The organism is Xanthomonas cucurbitae (genome assembly GCF_002939885.1).
In the GTDB taxonomy this organism is placed as follows: Bacteria; Pseudomonadota; Gammaproteobacteria; order Xanthomonadales; family Xanthomonadaceae; genus Xanthomonas; species Xanthomonas cucurbitae.
Map to the genome: position 1 here is coordinate 74,317 of NZ_MDED01000001.1, position 21,760 is coordinate 96,076.

Annotated in this window: 19 protein-coding genes; 4 read left to right on the plus strand and 15 right to left on the minus strand. The window is 65.4% G+C overall.

The window, feature by feature from the left end; genetic code table 11:
- Positions 1-115: 115 nt before the first annotated feature.
- Positions 116-616: a pyridoxamine 5'-phosphate oxidase family protein gene (locus XcuCFBP2542_RS00350; RefSeq protein WP_104601656.1), complete on the minus strand. Its 501-nt coding sequence runs from the start codon at positions 614-616 to the stop codon at positions 116-118.
- A gap of 60 nt (positions 617-676) precedes the next feature.
- Complete coding sequence (locus XcuCFBP2542_RS00355) at positions 677-1,678, minus strand: LLM class flavin-dependent oxidoreductase (RefSeq protein ID WP_104601657.1); 1,002 nt, start codon at positions 1,676-1,678, stop codon at positions 677-679.
- A gap of 297 nt (positions 1,679-1,975) precedes the next feature.
- Here XcuCFBP2542_RS00355 and XcuCFBP2542_RS00360 point away from each other — a divergent pair, with 297 nt between their 5' ends.
- Positions 1,976-3,379, plus strand: a complete 1,404-nt coding sequence (locus XcuCFBP2542_RS00360) for an MFS transporter (protein WP_104601801.1) — start codon at positions 1,976-1,978, stop codon at positions 3,377-3,379.
- Between the two features lie 25 nt (positions 3,380-3,404).
- On the opposite strand, the gene XcuCFBP2542_RS00365 is transcribed toward XcuCFBP2542_RS00360, so the two are convergent.
- Positions 3,405-5,129 carry an ATP-binding cassette domain-containing protein gene (locus tag XcuCFBP2542_RS00365; protein WP_104601658.1) on the minus strand — a complete coding sequence of 575 codons (1,725 nt, stop codon included), beginning with the start codon at positions 5,127-5,129 and terminating at the stop codon, positions 3,405-3,407.
- A 55-nt stretch (positions 5,130-5,184) separates the two neighbouring features.
- Positions 5,185-6,240, minus strand: coding sequence for a phosphoenolpyruvate carboxykinase (ATP) (locus XcuCFBP2542_RS00370; RefSeq protein ID WP_104601803.1), 1,056 nt, complete (start codon positions 6,238-6,240; stop codon positions 5,185-5,187).
- A gap of 209 nt (positions 6,241-6,449) precedes the next feature.
- Between XcuCFBP2542_RS00370 and XcuCFBP2542_RS00375 the strand changes: the two genes are divergently transcribed.
- Positions 6,450-7,940 carry a B12-binding domain-containing radical SAM protein gene (locus XcuCFBP2542_RS00375; protein WP_167526999.1) on the plus strand — a complete coding sequence of 497 codons (1,491 nt, stop codon included), beginning with the start codon at positions 6,450-6,452 and terminating at the stop codon, positions 7,938-7,940.
- A 109-nt stretch (positions 7,941-8,049) separates the two neighbouring features.
- On the plus strand, positions 8,050-9,264 hold the full coding sequence (locus XcuCFBP2542_RS00380; RefSeq protein WP_104601659.1) for a nucleotidyltransferase family protein: 1,215 nt from the start codon (positions 8,050-8,052) through the stop codon (positions 9,262-9,264).
- Positions 9,265-9,476: 212 nt separating this feature from the next.
- Here XcuCFBP2542_RS00380 and XcuCFBP2542_RS00385 read toward each other — a convergent pair whose 3' ends face one another.
- The 11 genes from XcuCFBP2542_RS00385 to XcuCFBP2542_RS00435 all read right to left on the minus strand — a co-directional run bounded on the left by XcuCFBP2542_RS00385 (position 9,477) and on the right by XcuCFBP2542_RS00435 (position 20,826).
- Positions 9,477-10,589, minus strand: a complete 1,113-nt coding sequence (locus XcuCFBP2542_RS00385; protein WP_104601660.1) for a glycosyltransferase family 4 protein — start codon at positions 10,587-10,589, stop codon at positions 9,477-9,479.
- A complete protein-coding gene (locus XcuCFBP2542_RS00390; RefSeq protein ID WP_104601661.1) occupies positions 10,586-11,716 on the minus strand; it encodes a glycosyltransferase family 4 protein in 1,131 nt (376 codons plus the stop codon). Before XcuCFBP2542_RS00390 ends, XcuCFBP2542_RS00385 begins: the two co-directional genes overlap by 4 nt.
- 133 nt (positions 11,717-11,849) lie before the next feature.
- Positions 11,850-12,548, minus strand: a complete 699-nt coding sequence (locus XcuCFBP2542_RS00395) for a class I SAM-dependent methyltransferase (protein ID WP_104601662.1) — start codon at positions 12,546-12,548, stop codon at positions 11,850-11,852.
- On the minus strand, positions 12,545-13,765 hold the full coding sequence (locus XcuCFBP2542_RS00400) for an amidohydrolase family protein (protein WP_104601804.1): 1,221 nt from the start codon (positions 13,763-13,765) through the stop codon (positions 12,545-12,547). Before XcuCFBP2542_RS00400 ends, XcuCFBP2542_RS00395 begins: the two co-directional genes overlap by 4 nt.
- Positions 13,766-13,777: 12 nt before the next feature.
- Positions 13,778-14,620, minus strand: a complete 843-nt coding sequence (locus XcuCFBP2542_RS00405; RefSeq protein ID WP_104601663.1) for a class I SAM-dependent methyltransferase — start codon at positions 14,618-14,620, stop codon at positions 13,778-13,780.
- Between the two features lie 270 nt (positions 14,621-14,890).
- Positions 14,891-15,745, minus strand: coding sequence for a Wzz/FepE/Etk N-terminal domain-containing protein (locus XcuCFBP2542_RS00410; RefSeq protein ID WP_104601664.1), 855 nt, complete (start codon positions 15,743-15,745; stop codon positions 14,891-14,893).
- 43 nt (positions 15,746-15,788) lie between these two features.
- Entirely contained in the window at positions 15,789-16,922 is a 1,134-nt protein-coding gene (locus XcuCFBP2542_RS00415) for a hypothetical protein (RefSeq protein ID WP_104601665.1), read from the minus strand.
- Positions 16,915-17,868: a glycosyltransferase gene (locus XcuCFBP2542_RS00420; RefSeq protein ID WP_104601666.1), complete on the minus strand. Its 954-nt coding sequence runs from the start codon at positions 17,866-17,868 to the stop codon at positions 16,915-16,917. Before XcuCFBP2542_RS00420 ends, XcuCFBP2542_RS00415 begins: the two co-directional genes overlap by 8 nt.
- The gene (locus XcuCFBP2542_RS00425) at positions 17,865-19,118 is read right to left on the minus strand and encodes an O-antigen translocase (protein WP_104601667.1); all 1,254 of its coding nucleotides are present in this window, start codon (positions 19,116-19,118) and stop codon (positions 17,865-17,867) included. The genes XcuCFBP2542_RS00420 and XcuCFBP2542_RS00425 overlap by 4 nt, the downstream gene beginning before the upstream one ends.
- The gene (locus tag XcuCFBP2542_RS00430; protein WP_104601668.1) at positions 19,118-20,242 is read right to left on the minus strand and encodes a DegT/DnrJ/EryC1/StrS family aminotransferase; all 1,125 of its coding nucleotides are present in this window, start codon (positions 20,240-20,242) and stop codon (positions 19,118-19,120) included. Before XcuCFBP2542_RS00430 ends, XcuCFBP2542_RS00425 begins: the two co-directional genes overlap by 1 nt.
- A gap of 161 nt (positions 20,243-20,403) precedes the next feature.
- Positions 20,404-20,826 carry a sugar 3,4-ketoisomerase gene (locus XcuCFBP2542_RS00435; RefSeq protein ID WP_104601669.1) on the minus strand — a complete coding sequence of 141 codons (423 nt, stop codon included), beginning with the start codon at positions 20,824-20,826 and terminating at the stop codon, positions 20,404-20,406.
- A 307-nt stretch (positions 20,827-21,133) separates the two neighbouring features.
- Here XcuCFBP2542_RS00435 and XcuCFBP2542_RS00440 point away from each other — a divergent pair, with 307 nt between their 5' ends.
- Complete coding sequence (locus tag XcuCFBP2542_RS00440) at positions 21,134-21,754, plus strand: cytochrome b (protein ID WP_104601805.1); 621 nt, start codon at positions 21,134-21,136, stop codon at positions 21,752-21,754.
- Positions 21,755-21,760: the final 6 nt, after the last annotated feature.

The following is a 21,760-nucleotide window of genomic DNA, read 5'->3' on the forward strand; positions in this document are numbered from 1 at the left end:
TCAGGACTGGCCAGTCTTGAAGCGCAGGCGTTTGTAGCTTGCAGCAGTCCCGTACCCTCACCCCAACCCCTCTCCCGCAGGCAGAGGGGCTGACAACCAGTGGCCCATTGGGGCTTTACTTCAGATCGACCACGCGGTTGTCGGACAGGCTACCGGGGTCGTCGGTCACGGCGGTCATGACGAAATACAACGCCTTGCCGAGCAGTCCACTCGGGCCATCCCAATACTCCGCCGACTCGGCGCGCACATGGATCAGGCGCAGGTTCGGATCGTCCTTGCCGCCGGGGAAGAACACCTTCATCGTCGGCGACCACAGTTGCTCGATCTTGGCGCGGTCGTGTACCAGCTGCGCAGTGCCGGCCACCGACACATAGGTGTTCTTCGATGCCGAGGCGTAGGCCACGTTGACACGCGGGTCGGCGGCGATTTCCGCCACCTTCGGGCTGTCGGCAGCGGTGGCGAACCACAGGTCACCGTCGAACTCGACTTCCTGCGTGCCCAGCGGGCGGCTCACTAACTTGCCGTCGGCCGAGACGGTGGTGAACATGGCGATGTCCACCCCGCGGATCAATTCGGCCAACTGCTTGATGCTCTCGCTGCGTTCGTGAAGTTGCATGCGTGCCTTCCCAATGGATATGCACGCATCTGAGCGGATTGCCGTGCAAAGCGACGTGAATCACGCCGTGGTCACGTCCAGCTCGCGCATCGCGGCGGCGGCAATTTCGAACGAACGCAAACGTGCGCGGTGCTCGTAGATGTTGGCGGTGAACAGCAACTCATCGGGCGCATGCCGCTCGATGAAGGCCGCCACGCCCTGCGCCACCTGCTCGGCGTCGCCCAGCACCGTGCACGCAAGCGCGCGTTCCACACCGGCACGCTCGTGCGGCTGCCAGAAACTGTCGATATCGTCGATCGGCGCTGGAATCTTGCCCGGCGTGCCGCGCCGCAGATTGACGAAGCTCTGCTGCTGGGTGGTGAACAGCCGGCGTGCCTGCGCCTGTGTTTCGGCGGCCACCACGTTCAAGGCCAGCATGACATGCGGCTTGGACAACTGCGCGGACGGGCGGAATTCGCGGCGGTAGATCGCCACCGCTTCCTCCATCGCATCGGGAGCGAAATGCGAGGCGAAGGCGAACGACAAGCCCATGGCCGCCGCCAGCCGTGCACTGAACAGGCTCGAGCCCAGCAGCCACACCGGCACGTCGAGGCCGGCACCGGGGACGGCCTGCACCAGCTGCCCCGGCACGGCCGGCGCGAAGTAGCGCAGCAACTCGGCCACGTCCTGCGGGAACTGGTCGGCGCTGTCGAAATAACGACGCAGCGCGCGCGCAGTGGGCTGGTCGGTGCCGGGCGCGCGCCCTAGGCCCAGGTCGATACGCTGCGGATACAGCGAGGCCAGCGTGCCGAACTGTTCGGCCACCTGCAGCGGTGCGTGGTTGGGCAGCATGATGCCGCCTGCACCGACGCGAATGGTCTTGGTGCCGCCGGCCACATGGCCGATCAGCACCGCAGTGGCGGCGCTGGCGATGCCCGGCATGTTGTGATGTTCGGCCAACCAGTAGCGCTGGTAGCCCCAACGCTCGGCGTGCTGCGCCAGATCCAGCATGTTGGCAAAGGCGTGGGTGGTGTCGCTGCCTTCGCAGACCGGCGCCAGATCGAGCACGGAAATGGGGGTCATGGAATGACTCCGAATCAAAGTGGATGTGCCAGAGATGGGGCTGACCGGTGGCTTTGCCAGTCGCCTTGCCGCCGCCGCGCAGGATTACAGCATTCCAGCCATCGAACACCGGGTCGGTAAAGCAGCGGCCTCGGCCATGCACGGGCGGGCGTCCAATGCGTCTGCGGCCCCTTTCCAGCGCAGGCACCTGGTCCACACGCACGGCGTTACGAACCCATCGAGCAGCCGACGAAGCACCGGCCGGGCCGCATGCCGCCGCTGGCTATGCTGGCGTTCACTTGGCTGCCCGGTACGACCATGGTCTCTCCTACTGTCTCCGCGCAAGGTGCCGACGTTGCACGGATTGGCGCGCGCATCGATCGCCTGCCTGCCAGCGCCAGCGTGTGGCGGCTGGTCGGCCTGTTGGCATTGGGCGGCTTTTTCGAGCTGTACGACCTGTTCCAGACCGCCTATATCAGCCCGGGGCTGATCGCCGACGGTATCTTTGCCCAGGGCGCCGATGGTGCGTTCGGCATGCCCGACCAGGCCGCGTTTGCCGCCGCTACCTTTCTCGGGCTATTCGTCGGCGCCGCGCTGCTGAGTCCGTTCGCAGACCGCTTCGGTCGTCGTCCGGTGTTCACCTTCGCGCTGGTCTGGTACACCGCCGCCACGGTGATGATGGGACTGCAGGACACGGCCACCGGTGTGATCGTGCTGCGCTTCGTGGTTGGCATCGGGTTGGGCATCGAACTGGTGACCATCGACACCTATCTGTCCGAACTGGTGCCGCGGCACATGCGCAGCGCGGCGTTCGCGTTTGCGTTCTTCGTGCAGTTCCTGGCGGTGCCGGCGGTGGCCCTGACCGCCTGGCTGTTGGTGCCACATGCGCCGCTGGGCGTGAGCGGTTGGCGCTGGGTGGTCTTGCTGAGCGGTGTCTTCGCACTGGCAATCTGGTGGCTGCGCAATCGGCTGCCGGAATCGGCACGCTGGCTGGTCACCCGCGGCCGCCACGCGGAAGCAGACGCAGTGCTGGCGCAATTGGAGGCGCGTTGCGCGCGCGACCTTGGTCGGCCGCTGGCTGAGCCGGAGCCGGCCACCATCGTGTCCGCCAGCCCGGCGCAGGCATCGTTGCTGTGGCGCCCGCCGTACCGGGGTCGCATCGGCATGCTGGTGGTCTTTCATGTCTTCCAGGCGATCGGCTTCTTCGGCTTCGGCAACTGGTTGCCGGCCCTGATCGCCGCGCAGGGCACCGGGGTGACCAAGAGTCTGGCCTATTCGTTCGCGATCTCGCTGGCTTACCCACTGGCCCCCCTCTTGTTGCTGCGCTTTGCGCAGCGCTGGGAAAACAAATGGCAGATCACCGCCTCGGCGCTGGGCGCGGTGCTGTTCGGCGTGCTGTTTTCGCTGCAACACCAGGCCGTTGGCATGGTGATGTGCGGGGCGATGATCGCGTTCTGCAATGCCTGGATGAGTTTTGCCTATCACGGCTACCAGGCCGAGCTGTTTCCCACCGGGCTGCGCGCGCGCGCAGTGGGGTTCTGCTATTCGTTCAGCCGCTTGTCCACAGCCGTGAGCAGCGTGCTGATCGGCTGGCTGCTGGCGCAGGTCGGCAGCCATGGCGTGCTGACCTTCATTGCCATCAGCCTGTCGATCGTGGCGAGCGTGATCGCGGTGTTCGGGCCACAGACGCGCAATCGAGCGCTGGAGGAAATCGCCGGGTGACCACCGTGCGCTAAGCCGGCGCGATTCATGCGCCGCAGCGCGTTGCCGCCACTGCGGCCTTGCCCTGGGGCGGCACGCCGGGCGCATGACCCAGCGCAACCGTGCGATCAGCCACGGCGGCCAGGCTGGTACGGTGCGACACCACCACCAAGGCGGTCTGCGGCAACCGCTGCCGCAGCGTTACCAGGACCTGCTGTTCGGCCTCTGCATCCAGGGCGCTGGTTGCCTCGTCCAGCACCGCCAGGGTCGGGGCGCGTAGCAATACCTGCGCCAGCAGCAGGCGTTGCAATTCACCGCCGGACAGGCGGCCCTCCGGGCCATGGATGACAGTCTCCAGCCCCTGCCCTTCGCGTTGCAGCCGTGCGCTCAGCCCGACATCGCACAACACGTCCCACATGCGGGCATCGGACGTCCCCGGCAGCGCCCAGTCCAGGCAATCGCGCACGCTGCGTTGCCAGGGCCGCACCGCCTGGCTGACGTAGGCGCTATGGCGGATCAGCTTTCGATACGCCGCAAAGTCCAGCCGGCGCCCGCTCATGTGCGCTTCGAACAGCAGCGGCGGCGTTTGCCCGGACAGGACATCCATCAGACTGCTCTTGCCGATGCCCGATGGGCCTACCACCAAGGTCATTTGCCCTGCCACCAGCAGCAAGCCGTCGATCGCCAGCGCGGGCAGCGGCGGTGCCAGATCGATGCGCTCCAGGTGCAGAACGGCCGGCAGTCGTGTGGCTTCCTCGTCGGGCGCATGCGTGCCCGCCGTGCCCAGATCCACGTAACGCCGCCACAACTGCAGGGCCGGCCAGGCCGATCGCAACTGCTGCACGCTTTGCCGCGTGGTAATCAGATACGGCAGCAGGCGGCCGAGCAACAGACTGACCGTGATGAGCGCCGCGCGGTCGGCACCCTGCCACAGGTTGGCGAGCACCAGAATGCCGGCGATGGCCGCCACGGCAGTCAGCTCCAGCACCATCCGGCTGGCCGCCACCAGTTCCTGCTGCTGCGCGTAGCCTTGCCCCAGGCGGGTAGACATGCGCTCGTACTGCCGGGTTTCCACTGCTTCGCGCTGAAACGATCGCACATGGCGCAGACGGCGCGGAAAGTCCTCGCTCAACCAGAACAGCTGGGTCATGTCGGCCACGTAGCCACGGCTGATGCGCGCCTGCGCATCGCTGCTGGAGATGCGCAGGCCCAGCCAGGCCAGCAGTACAAGCAGCGGTGTCGCAAGCAGCAGCTCAGGCACGATCAAGACCGCCACGCACACGCTGACCAGTGCAGTGATGCCGGCCACCAGCAGTTGCAACACCGCACTGAAGCCCTGCGTTGCAATTTCGATGTTGTAGGTCAGCACATTGGCGATCTCCGCCGAACTGGCGCCCGACAAGGCCGGTAGCGGCGCATCCATCAGCGCGGCGTGGACGCGGTGGCGCAAGCCGATCGCGTAGCGGCTGGTCAACCGCGCAGCCAGCCGCGCGCCGTACCAACGCAGCAGCGCGAACAGCACGCTGACGACCACGAACAGCCCGGCCTGCATCGGCAGGCCACCTGGCAAGGCCAGCCGATAGCCGGCCAGCTGCACGCTGTGCCCGGGTTGCACCAGCGGCAACAGGCACACCGCCACGATGCTGCCGACGAAGGCGGCCGCCAGCGACAACACCACATACGCCGCGACGGCCGGCCGGTCCGCCGGCACCAGCGTCTGGACGAAGCTGTGCAGCACCACCCGCATCCGCTTGCGTGCGTCCGGATCCATCAACCGCTCACATCGCCTGTGCCGACACGCGCATGCTGCCGGTTGCCTGGCGGCCTCATCGCAGCACCTGCAGCAAGGCATCCAGCGAGGCTTGCGGATGCGGGCCGCGGTGCAGGGTGAACATGCCGATGCGCTGCACCTGGGCCACAAAGCGTTGCCACCCCGGCTGGCCGGCGGCATAAGGCTGATCGCGCTGCAGGCACTCGGCGATCTGCGCAGCCGGCACCGGCACCAGCGCGTTGGCCGAAGTGCTGGCCGGCAACTTGGACAGCATCACCACGGCACACAGCTGCAAGGGCGTGGGTGCCAGCGTGGCATGGCCATGACGGATGTCGACTTCGAACTTTTCCACGCCACTGCGGCGACGAATGGTCGGTGACGCGCGAACCCATGCATGCGTTTGCGCATCGACCAGACCCAACGCCTCGGGCCGCAGATGCAGGAAGTTGGCAACACCGGTGGTCAGCAGGCTGTCCGGTGCCACGAAGACACCATCTTCGGCGATGAACTCCAGCCCGTGCAGCAGGCTGTGCAACGCCAGCGTGGATTTGCCCGCGCCGCTGGCGCCGAGCAACAGCACGCTGCGGCCGCGTCGGCCCACGCAGGCGCCATGCAGCGGCACCAGCCCCGTGCCACGCGCGGCCAGCAGGAATACCGCAAACTCGATCAGCTCGTAGCGCACATGATACGCATGCGCCAGCATGTCCTCGGAGACCACCAGCATGGCGCGGCGCTCCGAGATCGACAGCATCAGATGGTTGCAGGCATCCATCACGCCACAGACCAGCCCACCCACCGCGTGCGTGCGCACCGGCGGCGGCTCGGCGGCCACATTGCCCGACGCCCGCAGCACCAGGTCCAGGGTGAGATGGAACTGCGGCGCACCGGGCAGATGGTGCGCCGGCAAGCCGGCATAGGCGGCATCGACCAGGGCCAGCAGTGCCGGGCTGTCGCTATGAAAGTGGAACAGCGCACCGAGGATCTGCCGCTGCACACTCAAAGCGCGCGAGCGTTGCTCGCCGAACGGGTCCGCCGCCACGGCGACTGGCGCGGTGTCGCCTGCACGCTCGCCCAGCGGCGGGTATTGCGCCATCGCAGCCGACTGCGGCATGCCTGTCATCCATTGCACCAATCAGCCGGTGTGTGCCGATTGCGCGCGCAAAGGTTGCATCACTGCACGCGATGGACAGGCACCACCGTGCGCATCGCGACAGCGCAACCAAAAACACCTACAGGCGCACCTACTGCCGAGCCGAATGCCGGTGTCTGCGCACGCCGCCGTTGCGCGCCACCCGGCGACAGAACGAGAGCCTTGTGCAGATGCTAAAGATCCAGGTCAGTCATTCGTATTTCCTGCGTTACGACCCCAAACAATGGGAACGCGGCAAGCCGTACCCCCCGCTGGCCACCTTGCAGATCGCGGCATTGCTGCGCGAACGCGGGCATGTCCTGAGCCTGTTCGACGCCATGCTGGCCGACGATGTGCAGGACTACACCGGTGCGCTGCACGCTGCGCAGCCGGAGCTGGTGGTGTTCTACGAGGACAATTTCAACTTCCTCACCAAGATGTGCCTGAGCCGGATGCGCGAGGCGGCCTGCCGCATGATCGCTCAGGCGCGCGCAGCTGGCTGCCGGGTGCTGGTGGCCGGTTCCGATGCATCCGACAATCCGGACGTCTTCCTGGCCGCAGGCGCGCATGCGGTGCTGATCGGCGAAGGCATCGCACCGTTGCTGACGTTGATCGAGCGCCTCGAGGCCGACCCGCAACTGGAAGTTCCCACCTGGCTGGCAGACGTACCGCGCATCGCCACCAGCCAGCCCGGCGAGGCGCGCACGCATCCCGGCGCGCAACCACCGGACGCGCGCCTGAGCGGGCTGCCGGCCTGGGATCTGGTGGATATGGCGCGCTACCGGCAGTTCTGGAAGGAACGGCACGGCTACTTCAGCCTCAACATGGCCGCCTCGCGCGGCTGCCCGTTCCGCTGCAACTGGTGCGCCAAGCCGATCTGGGGCAACCACTATGCCCGTCGCGGTGCCGAGGACGTGGCGGCCGAGGTGATCCACCTCAAGCGCAGTTTCCAGCCGGATCATCTGTGGATGGCCGACGACATCTTCGGCTTCCATATCGACTGGGTGGAGACCTTCGCGCAACGGCTGGACGACGCCGATGGCGTCATCCCGTTCACCATCCAGACCCGTGCCGACCTGGCCAGCGACCGCATGGCGGCGGCCCTGGCACGCGCCGGGTGCGCCGAAGCCTGGATCGGCGCGGAAAGCGGCAGCCAGCGCATCCTGGACAAGATGACCAAGGGGACCGAGGTGGCCGAGGTGATCGCGGCACGCCAACGACTGGGGGCGCACGGTATCCGCGTGGGCTTCTTCATCCAGCTGGGCTATCTGGGCGAGGAGCTGGACGACATCCTGGCCACGCGCGCGTTGGTGACGCAGGCCAACCCGGACATCATCGGCGTCAGCGTCTCCTATCCCCTGCCCGGCACCAAATTTTACCAAGAGGTGAAGAATCAACTGGGCGGCAAGACGCACTGGCAGGACAGCGACGACCTGGCGATGATGTTCCATGGTGCCTACGACTCGGAGTTCTACCGCAGCGTGCGCGACCTGTTGCACACCCAGGTCGATCTGCAGCAGGCACGCGCGCGCATGAGCGCCGATGCGCTTGCGCAGGCCTGCGAGCAGTTGGAAGCGCGCTGGTCTGCGTTGATCGCCTCCGAACACCTGCACCGCACCGAGCCGCTGGTCAGCCCAGCCACGCGACCGCCGCGACAGCTGACGACCGTGCTGGTCGGCTGAGCATGCCGGGCGCGCGTAACCGGCGCCCGGCAACCGGCGCACAGATCCAGCCCAGCCAGGCATCTCGCAGCAGCCTTGTCACCCCTCTTCGATTCGTCGGGACACCCCCATGCAGCCTTCCCTCCGCGCCATCAAACATGGTCTGCGCACCACCACCGAACGGCTCGCGCACGAGCTGGCGCAACCCGGCGGCGACGCGCCACGCTGGGATCGCTTGCAATGGCAGCTGGCCGCCGCCGCCGCCGCTGCGCATGGCGTCTCGCCGCTGTTGCAGCGACGCTCGCTATGGCAGGACGCCGACTGGACCGACTTCCTGAGCGAACAACGCCGCCATGTCGAAGACCGGCATCGGCGCATCGCGCTGCTGCTGACCCGCATCGACAGTGCCGCGCGTAGCGCAGGCATCGCGCTGGTAGGCTTGAAAGGCACCGCGCTGCATCGGCTGGGGGTGTACCTGCCCGGCGACCGCCCGATGGCCGATATCGATTTGCTGGTGGCCCCGGACGATGCGCCGGCGGCCGCCGAACTGCTGTGCGCGCTCGGCTACGTGAACGCATTCGAACAGTGGAAGCACCAGGTGTTCACGCCGGTGGGCGGCGGTGCGGTCGCCGGCCTGGGTGAGCACCGCGACGCACCGATCAACATCGAACTGCACACCCGCATCCAGGAACGCCTGCCGGTGCACAGCGTGGATATCACTGCACATATCCAGCCCGAGCACCCGCAGCCGGGCCTGAACTCCTATCCCAGCATCGGCGCGCTGATGTGCCATCTGCTATTGCATGCCGCCGGCGGCATCTGCCACCGCAGTATCCGGCTGATGCATCTGCACGACCTTGCACTGCTGGCCACACGCATGGGACCACGCGACTGGGAACAGCTGTGGGAAGATCCTGCCGTGACACCGTGGTGGGCGTTGCCACCGCTGTTGCTGCTGCAGCGTTACTACCGCGCCGTGGTGCCCGCGGAAGTGATGATGCGCCTGCACGCACACTGCCCACGCCTGCTGCGGCTGCGTGCAGACCGCCAGACGCTCACCGCCGCATCGTGCTCCAACCTGTGGCTGTCCGCGCTGCCGGGCATCGCCTGGTGCGGCTCGCTGGCCGAGGCGCGGCAGTATCTGCGTCAACGTGTCGCGCCATCGGCCGAAAGCCGCAAGGAGCGCGCGGACATGTTGCAGACCCAGTTGTGGCTGCAGGATCAACCGTGGGTGCGCCAGACCCAGGCGCGCCGCCTGATGACGCGCCTGACACGGCCGGTACCGCGCACCGACATGCTCTACGTGGTTCGCGCGGCGCTGACGGGGTATCTGCGGCCGGCGTAACGCCTGGCACGGGACAGCGCACGAAACCTGCCGGGCCATCGCTGCCTGGCCGCCGCACATCTTCCAGCGCGGGCGCCGTGCTTCCTGCCGTACCGCGCGGGGTGCGGCCTGCGGCATCGGCGCATCCCTTGCGCATGCTGCGCTGCAAAGGATGACCGGGAATGACGGGGACGAATCGTCGATCAGCGGCAGGGTGACAGCAGTTCGCGCACTCAGCGCAGCGGACGCCGCTCGCACAGCTGCCGATAGAGTCGTTCGAACGCATGCGTGGTGAAGCCGGCATCCTCGCGTACCGCCCGGCATTGCGCTGCCCAGGCCAGGCGCAGGCGCAACTCGTCGTCGGCGATGACCTGACGGATCGCCTCGGCCATGCCGGCCCAGTCGCCCGGCGGCACCGCCAGTGCCGCGACCGGAGCCCATTCCAGCAGATGCCCGACGCCGGTGCCGACCGTCGGCACGCCGGCGACCGCCGCCTCCAGCAGCACCATCGGCCCGGCTTCGTGCAGCGACGAATGCACCAGCAGATCGGCCGCCAGCATGAGCGGGCGCAGCTCCCGCTGCGTCTTGAACCCCAAGAAGCGTACCTGTTGCTGCAGGCCCAGCTGCTGCACCAGCCGCTGGATCGCGCCATCCAGGGTGTCGACACCCACCATGTCCAGCGTGAAGGCCACCCCGGCGCGATTGAGCGCGGCCATTGCCTGCAGCAACGTGGCCTGGTCCTTGACCGGGTTGAGGCTGGCGACGTGCAACAGCCGCGCGACACCGCCGGCGCGCGCGCGCGGTGGCGCCACCGGCCATGCGCGCAGATCCACACCCAGCGGCACCCGCTGTGCGCCAATGCCCAGCGCCTGCAGCGAGGCGATGATGGGCGCACTGGCCGCCGTCACACAGTCGGCCATGCGCAGGGTCAGCGCCTCGCGCGCGCGTCCGCGCCACTTGCGACGGCCGCCATAGCCGATGGCATGCAGCGCCACCAGTTCGCCACCGGCGATGTGCACCATGCTGGGCCGACGCAGCAACGTGGCGGCAGCCACCGCCACCAGGCTGCAGTAGCCGGAGAAGATCGCCTGGATCACATCGAATGGCGCGCGCCCATGTTCACGGCCGATGGCGGTGATCGCCCGCCACCGCGTGCGCTGCTCGCCAATGTTGTGGATGGTGGCGCCCCGCAACATCCAGCTGGCCGGCAAGGGCTCCTGGTGCAGGACGAACACGTGCACCTCATGGTGGCGCGCCAAGCCTTCGATGAGCGTCAATATCACCGGGATCACTCGCCGGTCGCCGCTGCGGTCCACGCCACCGGGCACCACCAGGGCCAGCTTCATGCGCGATCGCCGGGCACGCGCTGCAGCAACCGTGCATACGCCTGTGCCCAGCGTTGCCCCACAGCCACAAATGACAGACGCGCATCGAAATGCGCGCGGACCTGCACCCGCCTGGGCGGTTGCCGCGCGACCCGCAACAACAGGCTCGCCAACGCCTGCGCATCGCCCACCGGCCACAGCTCGCCCATCGCGCCGGTATCGCTGAGCGCGCGAAAGGCCGGGATATCGGTGAGCAAGGGCAGCGTGCCACAGGCATAGGCTTCCAGGGCGGCGTAGCCACAGCTTTCGGTGTGGCTGGCAGACACGAACAGATCGCTGGCACGCATCAGTTCCTGCACCTGCGCATGCGCGACCTTGCCGAGCAGGTGAACGCGACCGGCCAGCAGCGGATCCTCGCGCAGACGCTGGCGGACCTGCTCCAGCAAGGGTGCCTGGTCGAATACGCACCAGAGCCGCGCGTCGGGCAACTGGCGCACGACGGTGGCGAACGCCTCCAGCACGCACAGCGGATCCTTGGCCGGGCTCAGGTGCCCGACCCACAGCACGCAGGGCTCGCCATGCAGCTGCGTATGCGCGCGCGCCGCCAGCCGCTCGCCAGCCGTGAAGCGGCTACTGGATTCGGGAATCGCAAATAGCGGCGTGTCTGCACGAAACAGCCGCGCGCGCTGGAACGGATGCGCCAGCGCCAACGACGTAAACGCGATACCGGCCACGGCGCGGTACCGGCCACGCCACAGCCATCGGCTCCACCAGCGCGGTGGTCGATTGGCATGGTCCTGCAGCAGGATCGGCGGCGTCGGCAGCAGCCGTGCCAGCCGCTGTGCATCGGTGGCAAATTCCAGCCCATGCACATGGATGACGTCGCAGTCGATCTGCCGCAGCAGCGTTGCCAGGGTTTCGGCGCGCACCTTGCTGCCACGCGCACCCAGATCGAGAAAGTGGTAATGCACGCCGCCGCGCACGCATTGCTGCGCGCGCCGGGAGGCCTGGATCACGGTGACGCGCACGCCGGCACTGGCCACCGCCTCGGCGATGTCGGCCAGCGAGGGCCACTGCGCGAATACTTCTTCCACGCTTGCACCGTCCGGGGTGACGACCAGGTTGAGCTGGGCGACATGCAGGCTCATGCAACGCCGCTCGCAGCCAACTGGCGCACGCGGTGCAGGCAACACGGCGCACGCACGCCTCGCGAGGGTGCACTCGCCTGGCTGCCTGCGCACCGTGCACGGCCGCCAGGCACGGCATGGAACGCGGCCCTGGTCACGCGATGCGCCGCAGCCGCAACACCAACGCCACCGGCACCTGCAGCGCGGTGCGGTCGAAGCGCGCGCCGGCGGGAATGTCGGCCGGGTCCAGCATGGGTTCGACCACCGCCTCGATGGCGAATCCCAGCGCGGTGCACGCGCAGTGCCAGTCACTGTAGAGATGTTGGGTATGGCGCACGGCGTAACGCTCGCCGCCAGCCTTGAAGTCACGGCGCCAGCCCAGCGCATGACCGATCGGATGCACGTCGCTGCACAACACGATGCCATTGATGCGCGTGACGCGATGCAACTCTTCCAACGCCGGCCAGAGCTGCTCCAGATGCCCGACCACCAGCCCGCAGATGCTCAGGTCGGCGACGGCGTCGCCCAGCGGAAGCTGGTCCAGGCGCCCCTGGCGCAGGCTGATGCGCTCGGCTGGCCATTGCTGTGTCAGTTCCGTCTGCGCACGCTGCAGCATCTGCGGTGACAGGTCCACGCCGGTCACATGCCAGGCGCCACGTTGCAAGGCATGCAGCATGTAGCGGCCGCTGCCGCAGCCGGCATCCACCACATGCTGGCAATGCAGGCTGGCCGGCAGCAGCCCAAGCATGGCGCGTTGCTCGGCCAGCATCACCGGATTGTGTGCATGCGGCGGATAGCTCTGTGCCCAGAGCGCGTAAGCCGCCGCTGGCTCCAGTAGCGCGACCTCGCTCACGATGCGGCCCCCATCGCGGCCCTGGCCGCGTGCGGCGCGCGCGTTGCAGCCGGCACGCAGTGCAGCCCGGGCTCCAACGCCAGCACGGCCGGGTCTGCGAGCGCGGCGTCCAGCAACTTGGGCCGGCCATCCAGCACCACCGAGACGGTACGCAGCCCGGCTGCCTCGAACCACGGGGCGAAATCCGGGTCGGCAATGCGCGGTCTACCGTCGCGGATCACCGCGCGTAGTTCGTTGCGTTCGCAGCCAACGATGCTGGCGGCGGGCTCGCCACCGCGGTCGCGCACGATGACCAGATCGGCCACTGCCCCCGGCGCGATGCGTCCGCGTGCCGGCAGACGCAGGATGCGCGCGCTGTGGTCGGTGACCAGGCCCAGCAACAGATCTGCGGCCAGACCGCTGTCGGCAGCGATACGCAGTTCCTCCAGCAGATCGCGTGCACCACTGATGCGCGAGTCGCTGCCGAGTGCCAGCCGCCCGGCCATGCACAGCCGCCATGGATCGAGCGTACGGCCCAGCAGTGCCAGGTTGCTGGACGGGCACCACACCACCGCTGCACCCCGCGCGATGATCCGCTCGACATCCTGCTCGCCCATTCCCACCCCATGGATCGCCACGGTGTTGGACGCAAGACAGCCGAGCCGATCGAGTTCGTCCAGCTCGGCACCCGCCACCGCATCGGTCCCCTCGGCCAGATGGATCATCCATGGATGGGCGGACGGGGTGGCGGCGAAGCTGCCCTGCACCGGGGGACCGTAACCGGTCCAGCCCAGCGCATAACTCCATCCGAAGTCGCGCAGCAATCCAACCGGAAAGCCTGGCTCGTCCAGGGTGGCGTGCCAGGGGTCGTGCTGCGCCACGCAGGTCACCCCGGCCAGCAGATTCTTCAGGCCGCCATGGCGCAGGCGCACCGCCTTGGGGATGCGCAGCGCGGCCGCCACGTCGGGATGCCGGAAGTGCGCCTGGAACGCCTCGATCCACGCGTAGCTGTTCGGAAAAGGCGCACCCTGCGGCAACGGGGGCACGCAGTTCACCTGCAGGTGATCGTGGGCGTTTATCAATCCTGGCAGCAGCACGTGGCCACGCAGATCCAGCCGCAGGGTGCCGGTGCCGAGCGTGCCACCGAAGCGGCCCGCACGCAGATGCAGCGGCGCGTGCGACGGACCGGCCAGGGTCAGCGAGCGCGCGCCCTGCAGGCAGACATCGGCCATGGACATCGACATGTTCACTCAGCGCTTGCGCATCACGATCAAGAAGTGGTCGCCCATCTCGCGCAAAAGGGGCCATCCGCCCAGACGGTCATCCAGCCACCCCAGGCCTGCCGACAGGCGCGGGTTGCGTTCGCAAACATCCACCAGGTACGGGGGCGGCAGGAACAGGCTCAATGCGCGGTAGCTTTCCAGCGCGAAATGCGGCGCGAACGCCCGGTAAAACTCGCGCGGCAGGTGGTACCAGGTCCAGATGGTATGGCCGTTCATACCGACCGCCGTCGCTCCCCGGGCAGCCCGCACCGCCGCGCGCTTGAAGCGTCCGCGCAGTGCATAGTGGCCCACTTCCCACGGGCAGATGCGCCCGATCACCGAAAACACCAGGCAGCCATCGGCACGCAGCAGGCGCGCGCACTGCGCCGCCACCGCCGGCAGATCCGGCGCGCAATTGAGCGGGCCGAAGTTGGAATACATGCCATCGAACGGACCTGCCAGCTGATCCAGTTGCTGGATGCCCACGTGCGCGGCGGCCAGCCGCGTTTCCAGTCCCAGCGCAACGGCACGCTCACGGGTGCGTTCGACCATGGCCGGCGACCAGTCGGTGGCCAGCACACGGTAGCCGCGACGGGCGAATTCCCCGGCATCCAGGCCAGTACCGCACCCCAGATCCACCAGCGAAGAGCCGACCGGCAGCTGCGCGGCCAGCGTGTCCCACAAGGTGGTGCGCATCCGCTGGATCAGCGCATTGTTTCCGCGCGGGCCATCGTAGTCGGGCGCCACGCTGTCGAAGGCGCGCTGGGTTTCCAGCAACTGCTCCGGCGCAACCGAGCCGCCGCGTGCCGCATGTTCACTGGCCAACGCCATGCACTCCCTTCCTCATCCATCTTGCTGACTTCACTGCACTCTCCAGGCGCGGTGCCGCCACTGCGGCATCGCTCGATAGGCAGGTATGTGCCACCTGCGGCCGGTTTGGTTGCAGCGCTGCGGCACCCATCCGTTGGACGACGATCGTGCGACGACCGGGCAACCATCGGCGCCCCTCGCCCAGCGCGCGCCGGCCGCAGAACACGCGTACCCAGAGACGTTGCCTCGTATCCCACCGTCTTTACACACGGCATCGTCTGGCGCAGGAAATCAGGCGGTGACGCTTCCGACACCGACCCGCGCGCGCCGACGCCAGGCATTGCGCATCACCGCCGCCAGCACACCCAGCCCCACCCCGGCGAGCAGGCCGGCCGCGCCGACCACGATCGCGTTCGGAAATGCCCGCTGCTCGGGCACGTACAACGGCCATGCCAGCGAGGTCTGGTAGGTGTAGCGCGCGGTGAGGCGTGCGATCAGATCGTCGCGCTCGGCCTTGATCGCGCGGATGGTGGTATTGCTGTCGGTCAGCAACACCCCTGCCAGCACCTGTCCAGGCGTGGCGGTAGCGCCACCGGTCACGGCCTGCAACTGCCGCTGCAGCTGCGCGCGATTGAGCAGGGCCACGCGCAGGTCTTCGTTCAGGCCCTGCAGGCGGGTCTGCGCCAGCGCCAGCGCCGCCGTATTGGTCTGGCCATGCAGGGTCTGCAGCTGGGTCAGTGTCGCCGTTGCCAGCACGCGCGCCTGCTGCGGCGACGCGGCGCGAATGGTGATGCCGATCAGGTTGGCATACGGGTCCGGATCCGGCTTCAGGCTGCCACGGTACAACTGCGCGGCACGGCTCTTGAGCGGCACCCCGGCCTGGCGCAACACCGCATCCTGGAACAGCCGGGTCTTCATGCGATCGATCACCCGTTGGAACGGTTCGACCTTGGGATCGCGCCCGGCCGGCGTCGGGCCGATCTCGCCCACCTGGATCCAGGCCGTGGCTTCCCATTGCGGCTGGGCCACGCGCAGGAACGCAAAGGTCATGCCCAGCACCAGCACCAGGGCGGCCAACGCCCAACGCCACTCGCGACGCAGGATGCGCCACAGGTCGATCAGGTAGATTTCATCGTGTTGGGTCATGGTGCGCAGGCTCGAAGACGGAATGGACGGAGAGTGGGCGTGGTCATGCGGCAGACCGCTGTGCCGTGTGGCGGTTCGGCAGCAGCAACGTGCAGGCGTGCAGCACCAGGCACAGCGCAATGAAGCCGAAGTTGGTCCAGGTGAATGCCTGTGGCGCAAACGGCGACATCAGGCAGGCGTAGGCCAGGCGCAAGAAGATCAGCACGTGGAAGATCGACAACGACCCATTGAGCCGGCGCACGCTCCACACCAGCCCGGCATACAGGGCCAGCAGCGCGATCACCGCGCCCGGTGCGCCCCAGGCCATCAGGAACGGAAAGAATTCGGTGCCCACGTTGATATTGGGCGCATCCAGCGGGATGCTGGTCCCGGCAGTGGCGATCGACCCGGTGAACGGCACGATCTGGTTGACCAAAAAGCTCGCGTTGACGTAGCCCTTTGCCAGGATCGCGCTGAAGTTGTAGGGCCCGGCACTGATATACAACAATAGCCACTGCACGCCCTGTGGCATGGCCCGGTAGAACGCACCGAACGGCAGCGCAACGCTGGCCAGGGAGCCGGAGCGCAACGCACCCAGCACCGAGAACACCGCGCCACCGGCCACCACCAACAGACCGATGCGCTTCCACGGCAGCTTGCGTCCTGGATCGCGCCGCAGCAGCATCACCAGCACGAAGGAGAACAGCCCGGCAAAGATGCGGTTGCGGTCGATCACCATGATCGGGAACACGAATCCCAGCACCACCATCGCCGTACGCAGCCCCCGGTGCCGCACGCACAGCAATGCGATCGGCGGCAGGATCCAGCACATATTGGAGACGTGCCGCACATGCGAGCGCAATGGACTCAAGCTCGCGTATGAAGACGGATCACTGAACAACGGAATCGGGAACAGCAGCAGGTCCACCATGCAGAACGCCGTCACCCCCGCCGCCAGCGCCAGCGCCAGAAACGCATCGCGCGTGCCGGCATAGTGGTAGTTGCGGAAGCGCTCGGCGGGAGGCAACCTTATACGCAGTAGAGTATCGAGAATGGGCGTCAACAGCGAGATAACGACCAACAATGCAACACCTTCGAGATAACCGACTGGCAACTCATAAATCAACCAGGTCACCGCGCAGCTGACCACCGTTGCTGGAAGCAGATAGAACGCAGGCCATCGCAAACATTCAGTCATGCACCGAAACTCCACGCATCAGACCTGATCGCGCCGCTACCGCCCAGAATCGCTTTAATGTGTAAAGCGTCATCCAGTAAACCACCTGAAGAGGCCGCCGCTGCAAGAATGCAATCTTTGCAGCAATGTAATCGGCTTGCGCATGCAACAGGCTCCGTTCCGGACTCCCGAACAGACCGCGATGACGCAGCGCGACCATCCTGGACTCGGAAAGGTTAGCAACCCGTCTTTGCACATCGCGGGTTTTACTGGCATTACTCCCGTGCAAGCGATAGGCACATACTGTAATGTCCACGAATGCCAGCGCGTCGCGCGAGACCAGCCTGAGAAAGAAATCCCAGTCCTCAATGCGTAAGGTTTCGTCCCAGGAGATGCGCGCATCAAAATCGCTAGCCTTGAGCATAGTGACTGCGCCGCTGACTGCCCATTGACTGATGACGGCGCGACGGATCCCGACGTTGGACAGATAGGGCTGCTTCCGTACGCCATGCAGCCCCACCATCGCACTGGCGTGCAGCAACCGACCATCCTGATCCACGACACACGCATCGCCAATCACAGCGCTCTTGGAGGGATTCGCAATGAGCACCGCAACCTGCACGGCTAATCCTCCAGGGATCAGATAATCGTCACTAGCCAGAACACGCAAAAACTGGCCCTGCGCGCGCCGCGCAAGCTCGTTCAAAGTCGCTGCAACACCTCGATTTCCGCGCCGCAGGAAATTCACAGCAATATCGCCACCACGCGCTGCGATCCATTGCTCTATCACGGCACCAGTCTCATCATTCGAACCATCATCAATGATGACGATCTCCTTCTCCGGATAAGGCTCTTCCAGAACACTATCCAGACAATTTGCAACAAACGCTGCATGATTGAAAGCAGGAATCAGAACCGAGACCAGAGGCCAGTGCACCAGTGCTTGATGGCAAGACAAATCATTCATTCCAGCCGCACCAGGTGACGCCGCACCACTACAAGATTGAACAGAAAGTACAATACGTAATTGACAATGAAAGCGTACACTGCCCCGATCACGCCAAAGTTTGCACTCATAATAAATACGAGAAAAATGTAACTTACAGCAAACACGCACTCCGAAATGACGAAAACACGCGTCATCGCCTTGGCCAACATTACATACGAAAGTAAAAAAGCTGCAATCTTTACCACATCACCAAACAGTTGCGCCCCATACAAGGGTACAGCCGCAGAAAATTCGGCATCGAAAAGCAACCAAGTCACCCACTCACGGCATATATAAACCGCGAGTGCAGCAAGGATCACCGACGGCATCAGATAACAATAAGCCCCCCACAGTTCGCGCGTGATGGCATTACGTCCGTGCAAAGACGCCAGCCTGGGGAGGTAGTACACGTTGATGACGGTAGTGAAGAACAGCAGATAGGCATCGGACACGCGACTGACAGCCTGCCAGTATCCGACTTGATGCCAGCCGAAGCCTTCAGCCAGGTGATCCCTCACCAACATGGTAGCCAGTTGCGGCACCAGCGTGGATGTCAGGGTCATGATCGAAAATGTGGCCAGCTTACGCACCATTATTGGGTCGTACCGGACACGCAGCATTGCGTTGGAAAAGTACGCACTGCGCGAGAGCACCAGCGCGCCTGACAGCAACCAAAACAGCTGACCCGACACCCACGCTATCAGCACACCGTGCAGGTGCCAGCGACCGGATGCGTACGCAACCAGCAATACACTCAGTACAGAGCCGCCCACCTGCACGATCGCCAAGCCACGGAAATCGCTGAAGCCGTTTATCACTGCCAGGATATAGTTCACCAAGGCGATACCCATCTGCGCCAGGGCAAGTGCGCAGATCACTGGCTGATAACTGCGATCTGCAAATAGCCAGTGGGCCAGTGGACCACTGAACAGCAGAACCAACATCGAGATGACTACCGAAGCGCATCCCGTGTACCAGAGGGACGTCCCGAACAGACGCCCTAGCGCTGCTGCATCATTGCGATACTCTGCGACGTACTTTACGACTCCCGTTGCAATACCGCCCCCGGCCAACACCGCCAGCACCGACATCAGCGCTAGGAACTGACCAAGCCGCCCGACGCCTTCAGGCCCTGCATAAAGCGCGACAAGCTTGAGCACCACTAACGCCGCAAGCAACTTAGTGAGCGTCGCAATGCTGGTATAAACGCTGCTACGCAGCACATTCATCACGGCGCCACGAACGCCTGGCAGGCGGCAATGACGCGCTCTATCGCTTCATCCTCTAACGTAGGCCCCATGGGCAGACTCAACACTTCGCGATGTAAAGACTCGCTGGTTGGCAAACAGGTAGCGGCCAGCATGGCATAAGCGGGCTGCTGGTGAGGCGGTACCGGATAATGAATCAGGGTCTGGATGCCATGCGCGGCCAGGTGCGCTTGCAGGGCGTCGCGAAAGGGGCTGCGGATAACAAAAAGATGCCAGACATGCTGGACTTCCGACATAGCCGTGGGTAGCGTGATTAAGGGGTGATCGATCCCATCCAGATAACGCTTTGCCACCTTACGTCGGCAATCGATCTCCTCATCAAGATGTTCAAGCTTCACCAGTAGCATTGCCGCCTGCAGCTCGTCGAGTCGAGAATTGACCCCCTGATATAGGTGTTGATACTTCAACTGCGACCCATAGTTGCGCAACGCGCGTAGACGCTCGGCCAAGGCGGCGTCGGAGGTCGTGATCGCCCCGCCATCGCCCAACGCCCCAAGATTCTTACTGGGAAAGAAACTAAACGCCGCGGCATCACCAAACGCCCCGGCCCGGACACCATTGCTACTCGCACCATGTGCCTGTGCAGCATCTTCGATCAGCAACAGGCCATAGCACCGCGCAAGCCTCTGCAGCGCAGCCATGTCAGCCAGCTGACCGTATAGATGCACGGCCAGTATCACGCGTGTCCGCGGTCCGATGGCCTTTTCGACGGCCAGCGGATCAATATTGAACGTAACCGGATCCGGCTCCACGGGTACCAGCACAAGATTGTTGTGGGTAATCGCCAGGAATGTGGCGATGAATGTATTGGCCGGGACAATGACTTCGTCGCCTTCGCGAAGGATGCCAAGCTCTCGATATCCTTTCAGGATCAGCGACAAGGCATCCAATCCGTTACCTGTTCCCAGGGAATATGCAGTGCCGCAGTAGGCGGCAAACTTCTGCTCGAACTGTTGCAGTTCCTGACCAAGTACATACATGCCTGAATCGATTACACGGGCTGCGGCCGCCTTGAGTGCGTCTGCATAACGGGCATTGACCGCACGCAGGTCCAGAAACTGGACATCCCCCACGGGGCTACTCATGCCTGATCTACTTAATTCTGCGCCGGCTTTATTGGCAACTTTGTCACCACCAGCCGGCGAGCAGGTATCGGAACGCGCACGGTCTTTTTCATCGGTGTGCAGAGAATCGTTCAACCTGCCATAACTCGTTACTGCGTCAATCTTTGGCGACTTGCTCACGATCAGGCCTCCAATCGGCTGAGGCCGTGGACTTCACTTAAAAACTGATCGTAGTCCACGATGTAATCAGCCGGATCATACAGCTGGTCGGCCAGCACCATCAGCACGCAGTCGGGGCTGAAGCGATGCAGGTCGCGCCAGACCATGCGCCCCAGCAACAGACCTTGCGAGGGATCGTCCAGCACCACTTCGGTCGGGCCCTCGCCCTTTCCCTCGTCCACCAGGATGGCCACCGACCCATGCAGCGCCACGGCCAGTTGATTGAGTTGGCGGTGGGCATGCTGGCCGCGATGGACACCGGCACGGGTTCCGAACAGGTAGTACACGCGGCGGATCTCAAACGGGACATTGCGCGCCTGCTCCAAGGAAATGAGCAGGCCACGATCGTCGCCGTGGGTATGCAACTGGATACGTTCGATGGCCATGATCGGTGAGGCGTTAGCGCTGACTGCACATAGTGCGACATGGCTGAGTGCGCCACGATGCGGGAAAGGTTGCACGGCCCCGCAACCCACGAAGCGGTGCACGTAAAAGCGCAGCAGCAGACCAATATCCCCCTCCAATCTCTCGACGACACCTGCGGGCATCACGAGGATGCAACCTTTCGCAGGCATTGCCGCACATATCCATGCACGTTCACCTGGCCGCTGTCCGGCCGGCGTGGGGAGCCAGGCCTGGCCGCGCATCGCGCGGCCGGAACCAACGATCACCACCGGTGAGGACACCGACGCAATGCATTCTTCCCCCCAGCCCCCCGAGGTGGTGGCCACCGTTGGCGCCACAACCACGCCAGCACCGCAGCAGGCCGACGCGCGTCCGCACGTCGTCCCCTTACCCAAGCCGATGCGCGTCCTGCACTGGCTTACCGTGGTCTGTCTGGTTATGGCAGCCACCTTGATCCTGCTGCGTGCCGAACTGGATGGACGCGCGTTGCGTCAGTGGCTACTGGAAGGGCATCGACACTTCGGCCTGATGGTTCTGCTGTTGTTCGTCCTGCGGGTTGGCCTTCGCCTGCGCTTGCGCAAGCTGCCGCCGGGCCCGCCATCGCCACTGCTGCTGCGATTGGCCGCCGGCGGCACCCACCTCGCCATGTACGGCTTGATGCTGGCCCTGCCACTGATCGGCTGGTCGCTCAGCAACGCCTACGCCAAACCGGTCTATCTATTCGGCGTGACCCTGCCGTCCCTGGTCGCGCCGGATGCAGATCTGGGCGACACCTTGGGCACCTGGCACCTGAATGCCGCCTGGGCGCTGCTGGCGCTGGTGCTGATGCACATCCTCGCTGCGCTATGGCACCACCTGGTGCTGCGCGACGGCCTGCTGCACCGCGTACTACCGCGCCGGCAACCGTAAGCGCCA